The sequence below is a fragment of the Streptomyces sp. NPDC051217 genome (assembly GCF_044455465.1).
GTDB lineage: Bacteria > Actinomycetota > Actinomycetes > Streptomycetales > Streptomycetaceae > Streptomyces.
Map to the genome: position 1 here is coordinate 116942 of NZ_JBITEV010000019.1, position 17410 is coordinate 134351.

18 protein-coding genes are annotated in these 17410 nt (G+C 70.8%); 5 read left to right on the forward strand and 13 right to left on the reverse strand.

The window, feature by feature from the left end; translation table 11 throughout:
• Positions 1-278: 278 nt before the first annotated feature.
• The 8 genes from ACIBBB_RS31975 to ACIBBB_RS32010 form a co-directional block, all read right to left on the reverse strand.
• Entirely contained in the window at positions 279-608 is a 330-nt protein-coding gene (locus ACIBBB_RS31975) for a hypothetical protein (protein ID WP_398988219.1), read from the reverse strand.
• Between the two features lie 723 nt (positions 609-1331).
• On the reverse strand, positions 1332-1844 hold the full coding sequence (gene mug, locus ACIBBB_RS31980; protein WP_398988221.1) for a G/U mismatch-specific DNA glycosylase: 513 nt from the start codon (positions 1842-1844) through the stop codon (positions 1332-1334).
• 44 nt (positions 1845-1888) lie between these two features.
• On the reverse strand, positions 1889-3331 hold the full coding sequence (purB, locus tag ACIBBB_RS31985; RefSeq protein WP_398988223.1) for an adenylosuccinate lyase: 1443 nt from the start codon (positions 3329-3331) through the stop codon (positions 1889-1891).
• A gap of 322 nt (positions 3332-3653) precedes the next feature.
• The gene (locus ACIBBB_RS31990; protein WP_398988225.1) at positions 3654-4448 is read right to left on the reverse strand and encodes a hypothetical protein; all 795 of its coding nucleotides are present in this window, start codon (positions 4446-4448) and stop codon (positions 3654-3656) included.
• A gap of 125 nt (positions 4449-4573) precedes the next feature.
• Positions 4574-5380, reverse strand: a complete 807-nt coding sequence (locus ACIBBB_RS31995) for an SGNH/GDSL hydrolase family protein (RefSeq protein WP_398988227.1) — start codon at positions 5378-5380, stop codon at positions 4574-4576.
• A 45-nt stretch (positions 5381-5425) separates the two neighbouring features.
• Complete coding sequence (locus ACIBBB_RS32000) at positions 5426-6448, reverse strand: hemolysin family protein (RefSeq protein WP_398988229.1); 1023 nt, start codon at positions 6446-6448, stop codon at positions 5426-5428.
• Positions 6445-7800: a hemolysin family protein gene (locus ACIBBB_RS32005; RefSeq protein WP_398988231.1), complete on the reverse strand. Its 1356-nt coding sequence runs from the start codon at positions 7798-7800 to the stop codon at positions 6445-6447. The genes ACIBBB_RS32000 and ACIBBB_RS32005 overlap by 4 nt, the downstream gene beginning before the upstream one ends.
• Positions 7801-8048: 248 nt before the next feature.
• Entirely contained in the window at positions 8049-8927 is an 879-nt protein-coding gene (locus ACIBBB_RS32010) for an LLM class F420-dependent oxidoreductase (protein WP_398988233.1), read from the reverse strand.
• A gap of 136 nt (positions 8928-9063) precedes the next feature.
• Here ACIBBB_RS32010 and ACIBBB_RS32015 point away from each other — a divergent pair, with 136 nt between their 5' ends.
• Genes ACIBBB_RS32015 through ACIBBB_RS32025 form a run of 3 tightly spaced genes read left to right on the forward strand, consistent with a single transcriptional unit; the run spans position 9064 to position 10692 of the window.
• Complete coding sequence (locus ACIBBB_RS32015) at positions 9064-9357, forward strand: toxin-antitoxin system HicB family antitoxin (protein WP_398988235.1); 294 nt, start codon at positions 9064-9066, stop codon at positions 9355-9357.
• Between the two features lie 40 nt (positions 9358-9397).
• Positions 9398-10231, forward strand: a complete 834-nt coding sequence (locus ACIBBB_RS32020) for a PP2C family protein-serine/threonine phosphatase (protein ID WP_398988237.1) — start codon at positions 9398-9400, stop codon at positions 10229-10231.
• 47 nt (positions 10232-10278) lie between these two features.
• A complete protein-coding gene (locus ACIBBB_RS32025; RefSeq protein WP_398988239.1) occupies positions 10279-10692 on the forward strand; it encodes a fic family toxin-antitoxin system, toxin component in 414 nt (137 codons plus the stop codon).
• 188 nt (positions 10693-10880) lie between these two features.
• Here ACIBBB_RS32025 and ACIBBB_RS32030 read toward each other — a convergent pair whose 3' ends face one another.
• From ACIBBB_RS32030 to bioB, 4 genes are all read right to left on the reverse strand, one after another.
• Complete coding sequence (locus ACIBBB_RS32030; protein ID WP_398988241.1) at positions 10881-11561, reverse strand: class I SAM-dependent methyltransferase; 681 nt, start codon at positions 11559-11561, stop codon at positions 10881-10883.
• A 102-nt stretch (positions 11562-11663) separates the two neighbouring features.
• A complete protein-coding gene (gene bioD / locus ACIBBB_RS32035; protein ID WP_398988243.1) occupies positions 11664-12407 on the reverse strand; it encodes a dethiobiotin synthase in 744 nt (247 codons plus the stop codon).
• 1 nt (position 12408) lies between these two features.
• Positions 12409-13725, reverse strand: coding sequence for an adenosylmethionine--8-amino-7-oxononanoate transaminase (locus tag ACIBBB_RS32040; protein ID WP_398988245.1), 1317 nt, complete (start codon positions 13723-13725; stop codon positions 12409-12411).
• On the reverse strand, positions 13718-14896 hold the full coding sequence (gene bioB / locus ACIBBB_RS32045) for a biotin synthase BioB (protein WP_398988247.1): 1179 nt from the start codon (positions 14894-14896) through the stop codon (positions 13718-13720). Before bioB ends, ACIBBB_RS32040 begins: the two co-directional genes overlap by 8 nt.
• A 170-nt stretch (positions 14897-15066) precedes the next feature.
• On the opposite strand from bioB, the gene ACIBBB_RS32050 reads away from it, so the two are divergent.
• Both ACIBBB_RS32050 and ACIBBB_RS32055 read left to right on the forward strand, forming a co-directional pair.
• Positions 15067-16245 (forward strand): 8-amino-7-oxononanoate synthase, encoded by a 1179-nt coding sequence (locus tag ACIBBB_RS32050; protein ID WP_398988290.1) that lies wholly within the window; start codon positions 15067-15069, stop codon positions 16243-16245.
• 229 nt (positions 16246-16474) lie between these two features.
• Positions 16475-16906: an ATP-binding protein gene (locus ACIBBB_RS32055; protein WP_398988249.1), complete on the forward strand. Its 432-nt coding sequence runs from the start codon at positions 16475-16477 to the stop codon at positions 16904-16906.
• A gap of 33 nt (positions 16907-16939) precedes the next feature.
• Here ACIBBB_RS32055 and ACIBBB_RS32060 read toward each other — a convergent pair whose 3' ends face one another.
• Positions 16940-17410 (reverse strand): C40 family peptidase, encoded by a 471-nt coding sequence (locus ACIBBB_RS32060; protein ID WP_398988251.1) that lies wholly within the window; start codon positions 17408-17410, stop codon positions 16940-16942.

A 17410-nucleotide genomic window follows, 5' to 3' on the forward strand; every position in this document is an offset into this window, starting at 1 on the left:
GTGGGTAAGGTGCCCGAACGATCTCACTGGGCGTTCTTCGCGTGGGCAGGTGCGTTAGATATTGCCTTGGCGAGAAGTATCGAGAGTAATGCTCTTCCGAACGCATGGCTGCAAGACTGGTGGAGTCCGCACAATATTCGTTTCGGTATGCTTCTTGGCTGTCCAGGGGCAGCGATATCCGCTTTGTGCGGTCCGAGAGTCTCGATGTTGATCGAAGAAACGTAGAAGAGGCCGTCATTTCCGCTGGACTCTTCAACAGCCCTGCCTTTGGCTGCTGACTACAGAGTTGCAAGCTTGAATTTCAATTCGTGGATTTCTGGGTAGATCTCCTTATTCACGCGATTAAGTGCGTGCAGGATGAGTGTGGAGCGTTGGGCTCGTCGAACCAGGTCGATGCGTTCCCGCTCTTGCTCTTGGCGGCTCTTTCCCTTTGTGCCGCCAAAAAAACCCTTCTTGGGTTCTGGGATGGGAAGCAGTCGCGCCACCGCAGCGGCAATGCTTTGTTCGTCATCGTGGTCGCCACGTTCTACGGCATCTGCAAATGCTCTCAACTCATCAGCCTCGGTCGTCAGTTCAGCAAGCCTTGCACGCATTTCATCTGGACTCATGACGATGCCTCCCGAACCATTGATGCAGCTGTTTTTGCCCAGCCAGCAGGCCCTACAAGAGTATCGAGGTGATGTGCCGTCAGCGATGGTCTTTGAAGGTATCAGGCATCACGGTGTATTGCTCCGACTTCGTCACACCGGATCAAGCTGTGACCGGACCAGATAACTGATCAAGAGATCACCATGGGGCGCATATATCCAACTCATCACTCGCTGCCGCCTCAGTAGATGTCAATCGTCACCCTAAGCATGTTGCTTCACATTCCTGTTGTTCCTCGGGAAGGCTCCGAACAGTCGCGCAAGCTCCTTCTTCCGCACCTCACGCCGCACCGGCACCTCTCCCGGATGCGCGTCGGCGGTTCGGTGCTGAGGTCGATTTCCAGGAAGTACGCACTACTGCGGTGCTGCTGCGGGAAGTCCAACGCCACAGGCAGATCAGCGCGGACGCTCGGCGGGACGCGTCGCTCTGCCTTCCGGGCGGTGAGCGCGAGGACGTCTGCCCTCTCGGCTCGCCGGTCGCCCGCCGACCGACCCGCGCGAGGTACCCGAGCCGCACCAACCGACCAAGGACTTTATCGCTGCTATTCCGGTGTTGGCCGCGCGGTTGCACCAGACGTAGCTATGCCCTGAGCGCCCGTCGTTCCATCGCAGGTCGGGCGCTCTCCGCGCGCAAGATCATCCACGGGATGGCTGAGTGCGGAAGGCAGACAGCAGGGCCAGGGTCTAAACCGCATCCGGCCTCCGGTCCGGCAGCTCCGCCGCGACGCGCAGTCTGCCGAATTCGCGCGCCATCGTCTCCGCCGTCCAGTGCGCGTTGAGACCGCTCGGGTTGGGCAGCGCCCAGATCCGGGTGGTGCCTATCGTCCGCGTCTGCGGGCCGATCACCGCCCGCCGCTCCCCGAAAGCGGTGCGGTACGCGGTGATGCCGACGACCGCCAGCCAACGGGGCCGCAGCAGCTCCGTCTTCGCCACCAGGAGCCGGCCGCCCTCACGGAACTCCTCGTCGGTCAACTCGTCCGCCCGCGCCGTCGCCCGTGCCACGACGTTGGTGATGCCGAGGCCGTAGGTGAGCAACTCGTCCTGCTCGGACGGCGCCAACTGCCGCGGGGTGAAGCCCGACAGGCGCAGCACCGGCCAGAAGCGGTTGCCCGGGCGGGCGAAGTGGTGGCCCGTCGCCGCCGACATCAGGCCGGGGTTGATCCCGCAGAAGAGCACGCCCAGACCGGCCGCGGCCACGTCGGGGATGACGCGGTCGCGGGCGGCGGCCGGCTCCTCCGGCTTCAGAGGATCGACCCGGGTGTGTATCCGGCGGCCTCCGGGTGCCTCTTCACGATCTCCTCGATCCGCGCGACCACCGCCGCGACCTGCTCACCGGCCGCTCCCGTGAACGACAGCTTGTCGGCCATCAGCGCGTCCAACTGCCCCCGGTCCAGGGGCATCCGCTCGTCGGCGGCGAGCTTGTCCAGCAGCTTGTTGCGCTCCGCGCCCCGCTCACGCATCGCCAGCGCGGAGGCGACGGCGTGCTCCTTGATGACCTCGTGCGCGGCCTCCCGGCCCACCCCCGCGCGTACGGCGGCCATCAGCACCTTCGTCGTCGCGAGGAACGGCAGATAGCGGTCCAGCTCACGGGCGACGACGGCCGGGAACGCGCCGAACTCGTCGAGTACCGTCAGGAATGTCTCCAGCAGCCCGTCGAACGCGAAGAACGCGTCCGGCAGCGCCACCCGGCGTACGACGGAGCACGACACGTCGCCCTCGTTCCACTGATCGCCCGCCAGCTCGCCCGTCATCGACGCGTAGCCCCGAAGGATCACCATCAGCCCGTTGACGCGTTCGCAGGAGCGGGTATTCATCTTGTGCGGCATCGCCGACGAGCCGACCTGGCCAGGCTTGAACCCCTCGGTGACCAGCTCGTGCCCGGCCATCAGCCGGATCGTCTTCGCCACCGACGAGGGGCCGGCGGCCAGCTGCACCAGCGCGGTCACCACGTCGTAGTCCAGCGAACGCGGATACACCTGACCGACCGAGGTGAAGGCGTGGCCGAAGCCCAGATGCCCCGCGATCCGTCCCTCCAGGTCGGCGAGCTTCGCCGTGTCACCGCCGAGCAGGTCCAGCATGTCCTGCGCCGTGCCGACCGGGCCCTTGATACCGCGCAGCGGATAGCGGGCGAGCAGGTCCTCCAGCCGGCCGTACGCGACCAGCAGCTCGTCGGCGGCCGTCGCGAAGCGCTTGCCGAGGGTGGTCGCCTGCGCGGCGACATTGTGCGAGCGGCCCGCCATCACCAGCTCCGCGTACTCCCCGGCGAGCTTCCCGAGACGCGCGAGCACGGCCACCGTACGGTCGCGCATCAGCTCCAGCGAGAGCCGGACCTGCAACTGCTCGACGTTCTCCGTCAGGTCCCGCGACGTCATGCCCTTGTGGACCTGCTCATGACCGGCGAGCGCGTTGAACTCCTCGATCCGCGCCTTCACGTCGTGACGGGTGACCTTCTCGCGCTCGGCGATCGACGCGAGGTCGACCTGGTCGAGCACCCGCTCGTAGTCGGCGAGGGCGGACTCGGGCACCTCGACGCCGAGATCCCGCTGGGCCCGCAGCACGGCGAGCCACAGCTGCCGCTCCAGCCTCACCTTCTGCTCGGGGGACCAGAGCACGGCCAGCTCCGCCGAGGCGTAGCGGCCGGCGAGGACATTGGGGATACGGGGCTTCACAGACGCAGCAGTCACGTGGACGGAGCATACCGGGTCACCCTGGGTGGTCGACCCGTTCGGATGGTCGGTGAAACCGCAGTTCAGACCCGCACGGCGCGCCCTCGTCCCCCCGCGCGAGGGTGGACGAGGCCGTGTCTGGCACATAGCGCCGTCCGCCCGTAGGGCGGAGGATCATTCTCGTACTGGACGTACTCGGACGAGTCCGGCAACGCGGCGAGCGTGCGTGCCGGGCGTCGCGCGCCAGGCGGGATTTGTCAGACACGGCCCAGGGCGCGGATGACGCCTCCGGCCCGGGGGGCTGCCCGCGCCGCCCCCCGGGATGCGGAGCAGGCCGGGCCTACTCGTAGCCGAGGACCTTGAAGTCCTTGCTGACGAAGATGTGGTGGGGCCAGTTGACGCCGACGTTGTGGACCTCGTACTCGCCGCCGCTCAGCTTCACCACACGGTTGGCGACGCCTCCGGGGACGAGGGACTGCGCGGCCTTCGTCGCCTTGTACGCCGTCGTCCCGCTGAGAATCGTCCCCTCACCCTCGGTGTAGGCCGGGATCTCACCGACGGACTTGTCCGGAGACGGTGTCCCCTGTGTGAAGGGGACGACTCCGGCCGCCTTGGCGGCCGCGGCTCCGCCGTCGCCCCCGGGTTGCACGACGACCTGCGTGGCCGCGATGGTCGCGCTGTCGACCGTCCCCAGGACGAGGACGCTCGCGCCCTTCTTCACGGCGCTCGCCGGGATGCGGTGGGTGCCCTTCTTGTACGTCGTGGTGGACGCCTTGTCGACGGTCACCTTCACACCCGTCGCCGTCGAGATCGTGAAGCCCGAGGTGGACGTGGTGTCGACGATGCCGGTGGCGCCGCCGGCGGACGGCTCGGCCACGGGCCCGCCGCCGGAGGGCGGGGTGGGGGCCGCGGTCGGTGACGCCGTGGCCGCGGCCGGCGCGGGCGACGAGGAAGCCGCCGCGGCGGACGGACCGGCACCGGTGACTCCGGCCACCGCACAGGTCAGTCCCGCGGCCACGATCCATTTGCTCTTCTTCGTCGACAGCAACCGCCGCACACCCGGCCGACGTGCCTGTCCGGCCACGGTCGCCGTGGCCTGCCCGGCCGGTGAGCTTGTCGGGTCGTAGTCGTTCATGATGGCGTTCCTCTCGCTTGGACAACAACGCAGAGCCTGCTCGCCATTCATGTGAGGACGCTTTGCCTGACCTGTGATTACGCCCTACAGATCCGGGCCCGGAGCTCCGCCGGACGGGACAGGTCCTACGCCTGCTCGTGCCGTATGCCCGCGTCGCCCGGCAGCGGCTCGTACGGCAGCAGTTCCGGCCGCTTCGGCGGTCTGCCGTCCCCCGACGACCGGCCCGTCAGGCGCCGGCCGATCCAGGGCCCCAGATACTGCCGCGCGAACCGCGCGTCCCCCGTGCGCCGCATCAGCCAGCCCTGGGGCAGATCGGGTGCCAGCTCCGCGCGCCAGTCGTCGGCCGGTTCCCCGCCCAGCGCCTGCCACACCGCCTCGGCGACCCTGCGGTGGCCGTCGGCGGTCAGATGCAACCGGTCCACGTCCCACATGCGCTGCTCGCCGAGCACCCGCGCCCCGTACAGGTCGACGACCACGGCGCCGTGCCGCGCGCCCAGCTCGTCGATGAAGGAGAACAGCTTCTCCCAGCGGGGCCGGAAACGTTCCATGACGGTACCCCGGCGGGCGGGGCTGCGCATCAGCACCAGTTGCCCGCAGGCCGGCGCCAGGCGCTCCACCGACTCCTCCAGCTGCCCGAGGACCCGTCCCGCGTCGTACGAGGGGCGCAGGGTGTCGTTCAGCCCGCCGACCAGCGTCACCACGTCGGCCCGCATCGCGACGGCGGTGTCCACCTGCTCGTCGAGGATCTGGCCGATGAGCTTGCCGCGTACGGCGAGATTCGCGTACCGGAAGCCGGGCGTACGGTCGGCGAGCCGGGCGGCCAGCAGATCGGCCCAGCCCCGGTACGAGCCGTCGGGCTGGAGGTCGGACATGCCCTCGGTGAACGAGTCCCCGAGAGCGACGAGGCTGGTGTACGTGGCGTTCTTCTCCATGGCGCAGCGATCGTATCGCGCGCCCCGGGCGCTCCCGGACGGGCGTCAACTCCCTTGCGTATGCCGTCCGACCAGCTCGCGCAGCACGTCCTCCATCGTCACCAGACCCTCCAGCCGGCCATCCTCGTCCTGCACGGCGGCCAGATGCGTACGGCTGCGGCGCATCGCCGTCAGGACGTCGTCCATCGGGGTGTCCGCGCGCACCTGGGCGATCGTCCGCAACCCGGAGACCGGAAACGGTTCGTCGCGCGGCATCGCGTCCAGGGCGTCCTTCACATGCAGATACCCGAGGATCCGCCGGGACTCGTCCACCACCGGGAAACGCGAGAACCTGGTCTCGGCCGCCAGCTCCTCCAGCTCCACGGGGGTGGTCCCCACCCCCGCCGTCACCACCCGCTCCAGCGGCATGACCACGTCCCGCACCGGCCTGCGTCCCAGCTCCAGCGCGTCGTGCAGGCGCTCGGCGGCGCGGTCGTCGAGGAGACCGGCGTCGCCGGCGTCCGTGACCATCCGGGCCAGTTCGTCGTCGGAGAACGTCGCCGACACCTCGTCCTTGGTCTCCACACGCAGGAGTCTCAGCAGCCCGTTGGCGAACGCGTTGACCGTGAAGATCACCGGACGCAGCACGCGGGACAGCCACACCAGCGCCGGGCCGAGGACCAGCGCGGTGCGCACCGGTTCGGCCAGGGCGATGTTCTTGGGCACCATCTCGCCGAGCAGCATGTGCAGATACGTCGCCAGGGCGAGCGCGATGACGAACGAGATCGGGTGCACCACCCCGTGGGGCACGCCCACGGCGTCGAAGAGGGGCTCCAGCAGATGCGCGATGGCCGGCTCGGCGACGATGCCCAGCACCAGCGTGCACAGCGTGATGCCGAGCTGAGCGGCGGCGAGCATCGCCGACACATGCCGCAGGCCCCACAGGACACTGCGCGCGCGCCGGTCACCCTCCTCGGCCGCCGGCTCGATCTGGCTGCGGCGCACCGAGATCAGGGCGAACTCCGCCCCGACGAAGAAGGCGTTGACGACCAGGGTCAGCAGGCCGACGAGCAACTGGATCGCGGTCACCGTCCCGCCCCCCTGTCGTCGTCTTCTTCCTCTTCGCCGTCGGGCCGGGGGAGCGGCGCGTGCAGCAGGACGCGGGCGGCGCGCCGCCCCGAGGCGTCGACCACGTCGATACGCCAGCCGCCAAGCTCCACGCGGTCGCCCTCGACGGGAATCCGTCCGAGTTCGGTCGCGACGAGCCCGGCCAGCGTCTCGTACGGCCCTTCGGGTACCCGCAGCCCGATGTCCCACAGCTGGTCGAAGCGCGCGGCGCCGTCGGCCGACCACAGGTCGCGGCCGTCGGCGTCCTCCCCGGCGCGGGCCAGGTCCGACGTCTCGTGCGGGTCGTGCTCGTCGCGCACCTCGCCGACGACCTCCTCCACGATGTCCTCCAGCGTCACCACACCGGCGGTGCCGCCGTACTCGTCGATGACGACCGCCATGGTGTGGTTGCCGGAGAGCCGGTCCAGCAGCCGGTCCACGGTCAGCGACTCCGGTACGAGCAGGGGCTCACGCATTACCTCGGACACCCTCGTACGGGCGCGGCGCTCGTCGGGGATCCTCAGCACGTCCTTGATGTGGGCGACCCCCACGACGGTGTCGAGGCTGTCGCGGTAGACGGGGAAGCGGGAGAGTCCGGTGGCGCGCGTGGCGTTGGCGACGTCCTCGGCGGTGGCGAGTACGTCGAGCGCGGTGACCTGTACGCGGGGCGTCATCACGTTCTCCGCGGTCAGCTCGGCGAGATTGAGGGTCCGTACGAACAGCTCGGCGGTGTCCGCCTCCAGCGCGCCCTCCTTGGCGGAGTGCCGGGCGAGGGCGACCAGCTCCTTCGGGCTGCGGGCGGAGGCCAGCTCCTCGGTGGGCTCCAGGCCCAGCAGCCGTACCAGGCGGTTCGCCGTGTTGTTGAGATGGCTGATGAACGGGCGGAAGGCCGCGGTGAAGAACCGTTGCGGCGTGGCGACCACCTTGACGACCGTGAGCGGCGAGGAGATGGCCCAGTTCTTGGGGACGAGCTCGCCGACGACCATCAGTACGACCGTCGACAGGGCCGTACCGATGACCAGGGCCAGTGACGACGCCACGGACGACGAGAAGCCGATCGCCTTCACCGGGCCGCGGATCAGCTTCGCCACCGACGGCTCGGCGAGCATGCCGACGACCAGATTGGTCACCGTGATGCCCAACTGGGCGCCGGAGAGCTGGAAGGTGAGGCTGCGTACGGCCTTCATGGCGCTCGCGGCACCACGCTCGCCGTTCTCGACCGCCTGTTCGAGGTCGCTGCGCTCGACCGTCGTCAGGGAGAACTCGGCGGCGACGAAGGCCCCACAGGTAAGCGCGAGCAGCACCGCCACGAGAAGCAGGAGCACTTCGGTCATCGGGTCACCTCCGTCCCATGGTCGGCCAGGGGACGGAGGGCGGCGCGATATCCGCGGCTGTCTGTGGGGTGCCGGTCGGTGGGGTGCCGGTCGGCGGAGTGCGGGGAGGGGTCGCCCATGGGCGGACGCTCACACCTCTCGGTCGGTGGCGAACGGGGACACGCCCTGGGGGCATGGCCTCTGTCATGTCCTGAGCGAACGGCCCATGCTAGAGCGTGTCCGCCGGCCCGCCCCGCCTCTCCGCGCCGTCAGGTGCCCCGCAGCTCCTCGATCACCGGGCCGAGCGCCTCCATGTACGGGTCGAGGACCGTGAGGTACGAGAAGCCGTACCGCTCACGCTGCTCCCGCAGCTGCTCCGCCATCTCCCGCACCGTGCCGGCCGCCAGCAACGGCACCTTCAGCAGTTCCTCCTCCGTCATGTCCGGCAGGTACGGCAGCAGGGGCCGTACCGCCGCCGCGCGGTCCGTCGTCACGGCCACCAGCTGGAGCAGCACATTCAGCTCGGCGGGGGTCTCGCGTCCGGCGGCGAAACCGCGGTAGGCGGCGACGCGTTCGTCCAGTTCCTCGGCCGAGAGAGCGATCATGGCGCCCGCCCGCGCTTTCGCTCCGGTGAAGGCGACGATGTCCGCGTGCCGGGCGGCCAGCCGCAGCACCCGGTCACCGTTGCCGCCGATGAGCAGCGGCGGCCGGGGCCGCTGCGTGGACGGGGGCACATGGCTCTCGTCGCCCAGCAGGCCCTCCAGCGCCTCGACCGTACGGGCGAGCCGGCCGACACGTTCGCCGGGCGGCAGGAAAGGGAGCCCGGCCCGCTCGTGCTCCTCCTGTACGTAACCCGCACCGAGACCGATCTCCAGCCGGCCCTCGGTGAGGGCGTCGGTCGTGGCGATCTCGCGGGCGAGCAGCGCCGGGTTCCAGAAGCCGGTGTTGAGGACGAATGTGCCGAGCCGGGGGCGCTCCGTCGCCTCGGCCGCGGCCACCAGGGCGGGGAAGGGAGCGACCATGCCGAGATGGTCGGGCACCAGGATGACGTCGTATCCGAGCTCCTCGGCCCGCTTGCAGCGCTTGCTCCAGTCGGTGCCCGACGCGGGCGTCACCATGTTCACTCCGAAACGGAAGGGCCTGGTCATGAGGTCTCCTCGTAAGGGTGTGTGACATCGAACGGGGAACAGTGCGTACAGGCGTGACCCTAATGGCGTAATCGGCCGTGGCCCCGGGAAATCGGCACACTTGCAGACGCTAGCGTTGGCGCGCTAGCTTGTTGGGGTGGCGAAGACTCAGCTGAACGTACGCGTGGACGAGACCACCGCGGAGGCCGCCCGGCGGCAGGCGGGTCGGCGCGGCATGAGCGTGAACCGCTACATCGAGGAGCTCGTCAGGCAGGACGTGGGCGAGGTCGGGAAGACCTTCGTCGAGTCCGCCGCCGACTTCATGAAGCAGTACGAGTCCGTGTTCACCGAGGAGTTCGGCACGGACGCCGCCGCTCCCGCGGACCGGAGCGCGGACCGGGACACCGAAGGCGGCAACGGCCGTGGCACGGGGCGCGAGGGCACGCACTGAGACCGCGTCCAGGTCCGGGTCCCGGCGGGCCGCGGGGCCGATGAACGACCTGGCCGGGCCTCCGGACTGCGTCGCGTGCGGCGGGACCGTCGCCCCCGACGGCTTCTGCTGGGACTGCGGTGAACTCCAGCCCTCCTTCCGCTCCCACCTCGAAACCACCCTCGGTACCGGCGCCGCCGGAGTCAGCGACCGCGGCAAGCGGCGCGGCCTCAACGCTGACGCGATGGTCCTGACCGGGAGCGGCGACTGGACGATCGGCGTCGTGTGCGACGGGGTCTCCATGTCGCCTCGCGCGGAGCGGGCCGCACAGGTCGCGACCACCGTCGGCGCGGCCCATCTGGCGAAGGGGCTGCGCGAGGGGACTCTGCCCGAGACGGTCCTGGCCGACGCCGCCGCCCACGCGGGCCGGGCCGTCAGCGCGCTCGCCGCCTCGGTGCACGCGGCCCCGGCCTGTACGTACGTCGCGGGCATCGTCGGCCCCGAAGGCATCTGGTGCGCCTGGATCGGCGACAGCCGCGCGTACTGGCTGCCCGACGAGGGGACGTGCGTCGCGCTGACCGAGGACGACTCGGGCCGACACGACGCCCTCACCGCGTGGTTGGGCGCCGACGCGGGCGAACCCGCCGCCCAGGTGCGGAGTTACCGGCCGCGCGGACCCGGCCGGCTGCTGCTGTGCACCGACGGACTGACGCGTCATCTGCCGGACGCCGACGCGCCGCGGGCCGTGCTCGCTCGCCACCGGCGCTCAACACCGGCCTATCTCAGCCTCCTTGAGGATGCGCGGGCGCTGATCGGGTACGCCATGGACGCGGGCGGGCAGGACAACATCACCGCACTGCTCATCCACACCGTTCCGCCAGGTCGGGGATACTGATCATCGCCGGACTCCCCACGCCCGCCTTCTACTGACAGCTGCCCTCCATGGAAAACGCCGATTCCCCCGAACTGCCGTCACGCGCCGACCCGACGCTGCGGATCGATCTCTCCTGGCTGCTGATGGTCGCCGAGCACAAGATGCCCGGCGATCCCCAAGTCACCGACTGGGGTGCCCTCGTGGCCGCCGTCAGCCGGCACGAGGCGGAGATATTCGGCACCCCCGTCTACACCGACCCGCACATCCGCGCGGCGGCCCTGCTCCAGAGCCTGCTCCATGTGCCGGCACTGGAGAGGTCCAACGCGATGTACGCCTCGGCCGTCGCGTACGGCTATCTCGTCGCGAGCGGTCTGAAGGTCGTCACCTCGCCCGAGCAGGTCAGGGATCTGGCCAAGCTCGTCAAGGACGGCACGGCGGACGTACGGCGCATCGCCGAGGAACTGCGCGGCTGGAGTCTCTAAGGGCTGTCCCGTAATCCCCGGCGGGCGCACGACGACAGCTACGGCACCTCGCCGTGTTGTCGGATCGCCCGAATACGCCCGGTACGAGGACGGCCCTCCGCCTTGCGATGTACCGCATCTGACGCCGCGCGCTGATCCACCGGGGATTACGGGACAGCCCTTAGGACCCGCGACGAGCCGGGACGCCGTCAGACCAGGTCCGCCCTCGGCCGGTACGCCACACCGAGCACACACGGCGAGGTCGGCGTCCGCGGCCCGGGATCCGGCACCCGCAGCGAGCGGTACGCGCCGAGCTCGAAGCCCGCGTCACGGATCGCCGCCAGGGTGTCCCGCGCCGTGTGGCACCCGCCGAAGAGCCTCGGCCACACCGTCCGGTCCAGGACCCGCTGCACCGCCGCCAGACCACGCTCCCGGGCCAGCCCGTGCTCGAAGAACCGCAGCTCGCCGCCGGGGCGCAGGACTCGGCGGATCTCGGCGAGGGCCTGCGGTACGTCACGTACGGTGCACAGCACCAGTGAGGTGACGGCCGCGTCGAAACCCTCGTCCTCGACGGGCAGCGCCTCCGCCGTGCCCTGCCTCACGTCCACCGAGACCTTGGCCCGCATCGCGGCCCGTACCGCCAGTTGCCGCAGGCTGCGCTCCGGTTCGACCGCGACGACCTCGGAGACCGCGTCCGGGTAGTGCGCGAAGTTCAGCCCGTTGCCCGCGCCGACCTCCACGATCCGTCCCGACAGACCGCGCAGCAGCTCCGCGCGGTGGGCGGCGATGCCGCCCCTGGTGTCTGCGGCGACGCTCATCCGCGCGTAGAAGCGCGCGAAGAGCGGGTGGTGCACGGAGTCCTTGGGGGCCTTGCGGTTGCGTAGGTGCATGGGGCGGATCTCCTCCGGCGTACAGGGCGTGACCATGATTCTTCCCTGTACGGCTCCGCTCAGCAGCTCACGGGACGCAACTCGTTACGGTATCCCCGCATGTCAGGCGCCGCGCCGCGCAGGCGTGTCCGCCAGCGCGGCGTCGGCCGCGAACCGCGCCGCGTCCCAGTCCCCGCCGAGCGCCGGAGCCAGCCAGTCACCCGCGCTCGCGCGGAACCGCGGCGCGGCGAGAGCGCCCGCGCCGTGCGGCACCGCCCCGAGCAGGGGGGCACCGGCGACACCCGGCAGATCCGCCAGATTGCAGCGCGCCGCCAGATCCGGCACGGCGGGCCAGCTGCCGATCACCACACCCAGCGCCGTGAGCCCCCGCGCGTCCAGCGCCTCGGCCGTCAGCGCGGTCATGTTCAGCGTGCCGAGCCCGGCGGGCGCCACCACCAGCACCGGGGCGGCGAGCAGCCGGGCGGCGTGCGCGAGTGTGCCGCCCTCGTCGTCGAACCGTACGAGCAGTCCGCCCGCGCCCTCGACCAGCACCAGGTCGTGCTCGGTCGCCAGCTTCCCGGCCGTCTCGGCGATCTCCTCGGGCCGTACGGGCGGCGCGCCGGCGCGCCGGGCCGCCGTCGCGGGCGCCAACGGCTCGGGAAACCGGGCCAGTTCGACCGTGGTGACGCCGCCCGCCAGGCGGATCACCTCGTCCACGTCACCCGGCTCTCCGGGTGCGACACCGGTCTGCGCGGGCTTCAGCACCGCGACCGTGCGGCCCTGGGCCAGGGCCACCGCGGCGACGGCCGCCGTGACGACGGTCTTGCCGATCTCCGTCCCGGTCCCCGAGACGATCAGTACGGGCATCTCAGGCCTCCCGTGCCGCCGCCGCCACCGCGCGGCAGATCCGCGCGACGTCGTCGTCGTCCGTCACATACGGCGGCATCGTGTACACGAGGTCGCGGAACGGCCGCAGCCACACACCCTCGCGTACCGCCGCCCGTGTCGCCGCCGCCATGTCCACCTCGTGGTCCAGCTGTACGACGCCGATGGCACCGAGGACCCGCACGTCCTTCACCCCGGGCACCGAGGTCACTTCGGAGAGGCCGTCGCGCAGCCCCGCCTCGATCCGCTCGACCTCGCCCTGCCAGTCCTGGCCGAGCAGCAGGTCGATCGAGGCGCACGCCACGGCCGAGGCCAGCGGATTGCCCATGAACGTGGGCCCGTGCGCGAGGACCGGCACCTCGCCGCGCGAGATGCCTCTCGCCACCTCCGACGTGCACAGCGTCGCGGCCATGGTGAGATAACCGCCGGTCAGCGCCTTGCCCACGCACATCACATCGGGGCTGATGCCCGCGTGCTCCGCCGCGAACAGGGCGCCGGTGCGGCCGAAGCCGGTCGCGATCTCATCGAGGATCAGCAGCACGCCGTACTCGTCACAGGCCTCGCGCAGCACCCGCACATAGTCGGGGGAGTGGAAGCGCATGCCCCCCGCTCCCTGCACGACCGGCTCCACGATCACGGCGGCCAGTTCGTCGGCGTGGCGCGCGACGAGGCCGCGCAGATGGTCCGCGTACGTCTCGTCGTACCGTTCGAAGTCGGCGGGCGGCGCGTCGGCGAAGATCTGGCGCGGCAGCACTCCCGACCAGAGGCCGTGCATACCGCCCTCGGGGTCGCACACCGACATGGGCTGCCAGGTGTCGCCGTGGTAGCCGCCGCGCCAGGTCAGCATCCGCCGCTTGGCCGGGCGGCCCAGCGAACGCCAGTACTGGAGGCACATCTTGACGGCGACCTCCACCGAGACCGATCCCGAGTCGGCGAGGAAGACGTGCTGAAGCGGTTCGGGGGTGATCTCCACCAGCCGGGCCGCCAGCCGGACGGCGGGCTCATGGGTGAGCCCGCCGAACATGACATGGCTCATCCGGGCGAGCTGGCCGTGCGCCGCCTCGTTGAGGACCGGGTGGTTGTAGCCGTGGATCGCCGACCACCAGGACGACATGCCGTCGACCAACTCGCGCTGCCCGTGCGCCGGTTCGGCGAGCCGGAGCCGTACGCCGGAAGCCGACTCCACGACCAGCGGGTCGGTGCGGCCGGGCATCGGGCCGTACGGGTGCCAGACATGGGCCCGGTCCAGCGCCAGGAGTTCGCCCGGAGCCGGTACGGACGGGGCAGCCGTGTCAGGCATTGGGCGCCAGATCGGTACCGGCCCCGCGCCGTCGCACGGTCACCAGGTCGGTGCGGGCCGACGCCGGCTGAGCCCCGGCGGGCGCCGTGACCCGTGCCGTGACCGGCTCGGCCGCGGGAGCGGTGGCGTCCCCGGACGAACCGCACGCGCTCGCGCACCCGCCGCCGCCACGGTGCTCGGGCAGCGTCGTCGTGTCGGTGCCCTCGACCTCGAAACCGGCGTCCGCGATCATGTCCAGGTCCGCCTTGCCCTCCTGGCCCTCGGTGGTGAGGTAGTCACCGAGGAAGATCGAGTTGACCAGGTGCAGCGCGAGCGGCTGCATCGTGCGCAGATGCACCTCACGCCCGCCCGCGAGCCTGACCTCCACGTCGGGGCAGACGAACCGCACCATCGCCAGAATGCGCAGCGCCCGCCGCGGAGTCAGGTTCCACTCCTTGGCCAGCGGTGTGCCCTCCACGGGGATGAGGAAGTTGACCGGCACCGAGTCCGGGTCCAGCTCGCGCAGTCCGAAGACCACGTCCACCAGGTCGGCGTCGCTCTCGCCCATGCCCGCGATCAGCCCGGAACAGGCCGACAGGCCCGCACCCTGCGCGTGGCGCACCGTCTCCACCCGGTCCGCGTAGGTGTGGGTGGTGGTGATGTCGCCGTACGTCGACTCGGAGGTGTTGAGGTTGTGGTTGTACGCGTCGGCGCCCGCCGCCTTGAGCCGCTCCGCCTGGCCCTCCGAGAGCAGCCCGAGGCAGGCGCAGACCTCGACGTCGGCGTTTTGCTGCTTGATCGCGCCGATGGTCTGCGAGACACGGTCGACGTCCCGGTCCGTCGGCCCCCGGCCGCTCGCGACCAGACAGACACGCTTGGCCCCGCCGGCCACTCCCGCGGCGGCGGCCCTGGACGCCTCGTCGGGCTTCAGCCAGGTGTACTTGAGGATCTCGGCCTTGGACCCGAGCCGCTGCGAGCAGTACGAGCAGTCCTCGGGACACAGCCCGGACTTGAGGTTGACGAGATAGTTGAGCTTGACCCGCCGCCCGAACCACTGGCGGCGCACCTTCCCGGCCGCGGCCACCACTTCGAGCAGTTCGTCGTCGGAGGTCGCCAGCACGGCGAGCGCTTCTTCGCGCGACGGCAGCTCTCGCCGAAGGCCCTTCTCCACCAGTGTGTTCAGCAGGTCCATGGCGCCGATCCTGGCCTACGGCGGGCCTCCGGGCCAAGGATGAATCCCACAAGACAGGTGCATTCAGGTGTGTGTATGACCACACCCGGAGCGGAGCGGTCCACGGTTAGGGTCTGTGGGCTGCCTACAAAAGGACTTCCCCCGTGCCAGCCGAGCCGCCCGTGCCGAGCATGCCGTCCCCGTCGACGCCGCCGGACCCGTTCGGCTGGATCGACGACGAGGCGCGCCGGCGTGAGCGGTCGGGTCTGGTCCGTACGCTACGCCCCCGCCCCGCCGGCTCCACACTGCTGGACCTCGCGAGCAACGACTACCTGGGGCTCACCCACCACCCGGTGACGACCGGCGCGGCGGCCGACGCGGCACGCCGCTGGGGCGCGGGTGCCACCGGCTCGCGGCTGGTCACCGGAAGCACCGCCCTGCACGCCGAACTGGAGCGTGAACTGGCCGGCTTCTGCGGTTTCGAGGCCGCGCTCGTCCTGTCCTCCGGGTACGCCGCGAACCTCGCCGCCCTCACCGCGCTGACCGCGCGCGGCTCGCTCGTCGTCTCCGACGCGGCCAACCACGCCTCGATCGTGGACGGTTGCCGTCTCTCGCGCGCCGAGACCGTGGTCGTACCGCACGCCGATCCGGAGGCGGTGGACAAGACGCTGGAAACGTATGAGGGTTCCCGGGCCCTGGCTGTCAGCGACTCGGTCTTCTCCGTGGACGGTGACGCGGCGCCGCTCGCGCGGCTGGCCGAGGTGTGCCGTACGCGGGGCGCCGCCCTCCTCGTCGACGACGCGCACGGTCTCGGCGTCCTCGGCGACGGCGGCCGTGGCGCCGTCCACGCGGCGGGTCTGGCGGGCGACCCGGGGACGGTCGCCACGGTCACGCTCTCCAAGTCGCTGGGCAGCCAGGGCGGCGCGGTCCTCGGCCCGGCCCGGGTGATCGGCCAACTCGTCAACACGGCACGCTCGTTCATCTTCGACACCGGCCTCGCCCCGGCCGCCGCCGGCGCCGCGCTCGCGAGCCTGCGGCTGCTGCGCGAGGACCCGTCGCTGGCGGTCCGGGCGCGCGCGGTGGCGAACGCGCTGCACCGCGGGCTGACCGGGGCGGGGCTCACCGCCGTACGACCGGACGCGGCAGTCGTCTCTGTCCGGGCTCCCTCGCCGGACGCGGCCGTGCGGTGGGCCGCCGACTGCCGGGCGGCCGGCCTGGTGGTGGGCTGCTTCCGGCCGCCGTCCGTGCCGGACGGGGTCTCCCGGATCAGGCTCACGGCCCGCGCCGACCTGACGGACGCTCAGGTCGGGAGTGCCCTGGCCACGATCATCGCGACGGCGCCCGCCGGGGCCGTGGCGGGGGCCGGCTGAGCACCCGTCGTCTGTCGGTCGCCGGGGCCCGGAACTTGAGCCCGCGTAAATACGGTCTCGCGTAGCAGGGTTCACCGCTTAGAGCGACATACGGGGGCGTATCCCGGCGGATCGCCCGTGCACCGGGTGCCGTTGATGGCAATGTGGCGCGGAGCGCAATCCGGGGACGTACTCGCGGGCAACAGCCATAGGTCGGTCTGCGTCCCGGTGGGAAAGGGACAGCGTCGCCATGGCAGACCATCAGGAAGCATCCGTCACCCTGCCGAGCGATCCGGCCTCGGTTTCCGAGGCACGCAGATACGTCGCGCGTGTGCTCACCGAATGGGGGTTGCCGTGCGATGCCGGCACCGCCGAAACGGTTCGCCTGATCATCTCGGAGCTCGCCACCAACGCCGTGCAGCACACCCTCGGCACCTCGCCGACGTTCACGGTCGACGTCACCTTGCGGCGCGACGAGGAACTGCGCGTCGGAGTCACGGACAGCCACCCGCGCTGGCCGCAGCGGCTCCCGGCCGCGGTCCAGCAGGACAACGGCCGCGGCATGGTCATCATCCGGGCGCTGACCGCCGAGCACGGCGGCCGACTGGCCGTCACACCCACCGCGGACGGCGGCAAGACGGTCTGGATCACCCTGCCGTGGACAGTCCGCGCCCCGGGCTGAGCGGGCCGCGTGAGCCTCCGGAACGCCCGGGTGTCAACGGACCCGGCCGTACAGGACGCTCTTGGACCAGATGCGCTGGAGCCGCACCACCTGACCGCTCTTGGGCGAATGCCAGATCTTGCCGCGGCCGGCGTAGATCCCGACGTGGTAGACGCTCCTTCCGTAATGGAAGAAGACCAGATCGCCCTGTCGGCGGCTGGAGGCGGAGATGTGGCGCGTGCGGTTGTACTGCTGCTGCGCCGTGCGGGGAAGCTTCTTGCCGGCCTTCTTGTACGCGAAGGCGGTCAGCCCCGAACAGTCGAACCGGTGCGGACCTGTCGCCCCGTACTTGTACGGCGCGCCCTTCTTGGATGCGGCCACATCCAGCGCCCTCGTGGCGGCGGGCTGGGCGTGGGCCTCCGACACGGCGCCGGGCGCCAGCATCGTGCCGCCGACGGCGGCGAGGAGGACCGATGCGGTACCGGCCCGGGAGAGAAGCGACGGGACATGCGTCTGCGCGGACAT

What these genes read in the sequence shown, in the direction of transcription:
- ACIBBB_RS31990 (WP_398988225.1), bottom strand. Translation starts at nt 4,448, where the DNA reads ATGAACGACTACGACCCGACAAGCTCACCGGCCGGGCAGGCCACGGCG.
- ACIBBB_RS32050 (WP_398988290.1), top strand. Translation starts at nt 15,067, where the DNA reads ATGCCGTCCCCGTCGACGCCGCCGGACCCGTTCGGCTGGATCGACGAC.
- ACIBBB_RS32025 (WP_398988239.1), top strand. Translation starts at nt 10,279, where the DNA reads ATGGAAAACGCCGATTCCCCCGAACTGCCGTCACGCGCCGACCCGACG.
- ACIBBB_RS31995 (WP_398988227.1), bottom strand. Translation starts at nt 5,380, where the DNA reads ATGGAGAAGAACGCCACGTACACCAGCCTCGTCGCTCTCGGGGACTCG.
- ACIBBB_RS32030 (WP_398988241.1), bottom strand. Translation starts at nt 11,561, where the DNA reads ATGCACCTACGCAACCGCAAGGCCCCCAAGGACTCCGTGCACCACCCG.
- ACIBBB_RS32020 (WP_398988237.1), top strand. Translation starts at nt 9,398, where the DNA reads ATGAACGACCTGGCCGGGCCTCCGGACTGCGTCGCGTGCGGCGGGACC.
- bioD (WP_398988243.1), bottom strand. Translation starts at nt 12,407, where the DNA reads ATGCCCGTACTGATCGTCTCGGGGACCGGGACGGAGATCGGCAAGACC.
- ACIBBB_RS31975 (WP_398988219.1), bottom strand. Translation starts at nt 608, where the DNA reads ATGAGTCCAGATGAAATGCGTGCAAGGCTTGCTGAACTGACGACCGAG.
- ACIBBB_RS32010 (WP_398988233.1), bottom strand. Translation starts at nt 8,927, where the DNA reads ATGACCAGGCCCTTCCGTTTCGGAGTGAACATGGTGACGCCCGCGTCG.
- ACIBBB_RS32040 (WP_398988245.1), bottom strand. Translation starts at nt 13,725, where the DNA reads ATGCCTGACACGGCTGCCCCGTCCGTACCGGCTCCGGGCGAACTCCTG.
- ACIBBB_RS32005 (WP_398988231.1), bottom strand. Translation starts at nt 7,800, where the DNA reads ATGACCGAAGTGCTCCTGCTTCTCGTGGCGGTGCTGCTCGCGCTTACC.
- ACIBBB_RS32055 (WP_398988249.1), top strand. Translation starts at nt 16,475, where the DNA reads ATGGCAGACCATCAGGAAGCATCCGTCACCCTGCCGAGCGATCCGGCC.
- ACIBBB_RS32060 (WP_398988251.1), bottom strand. Translation starts at nt 17,410, where the DNA reads ATGTCCGCGCAGACGCATGTCCCGTCGCTTCTCTCCCGGGCCGGTACC.
- bioB (WP_398988247.1), bottom strand. Translation starts at nt 14,896, where the DNA reads ATGGACCTGCTGAACACACTGGTGGAGAAGGGCCTTCGGCGAGAGCTG.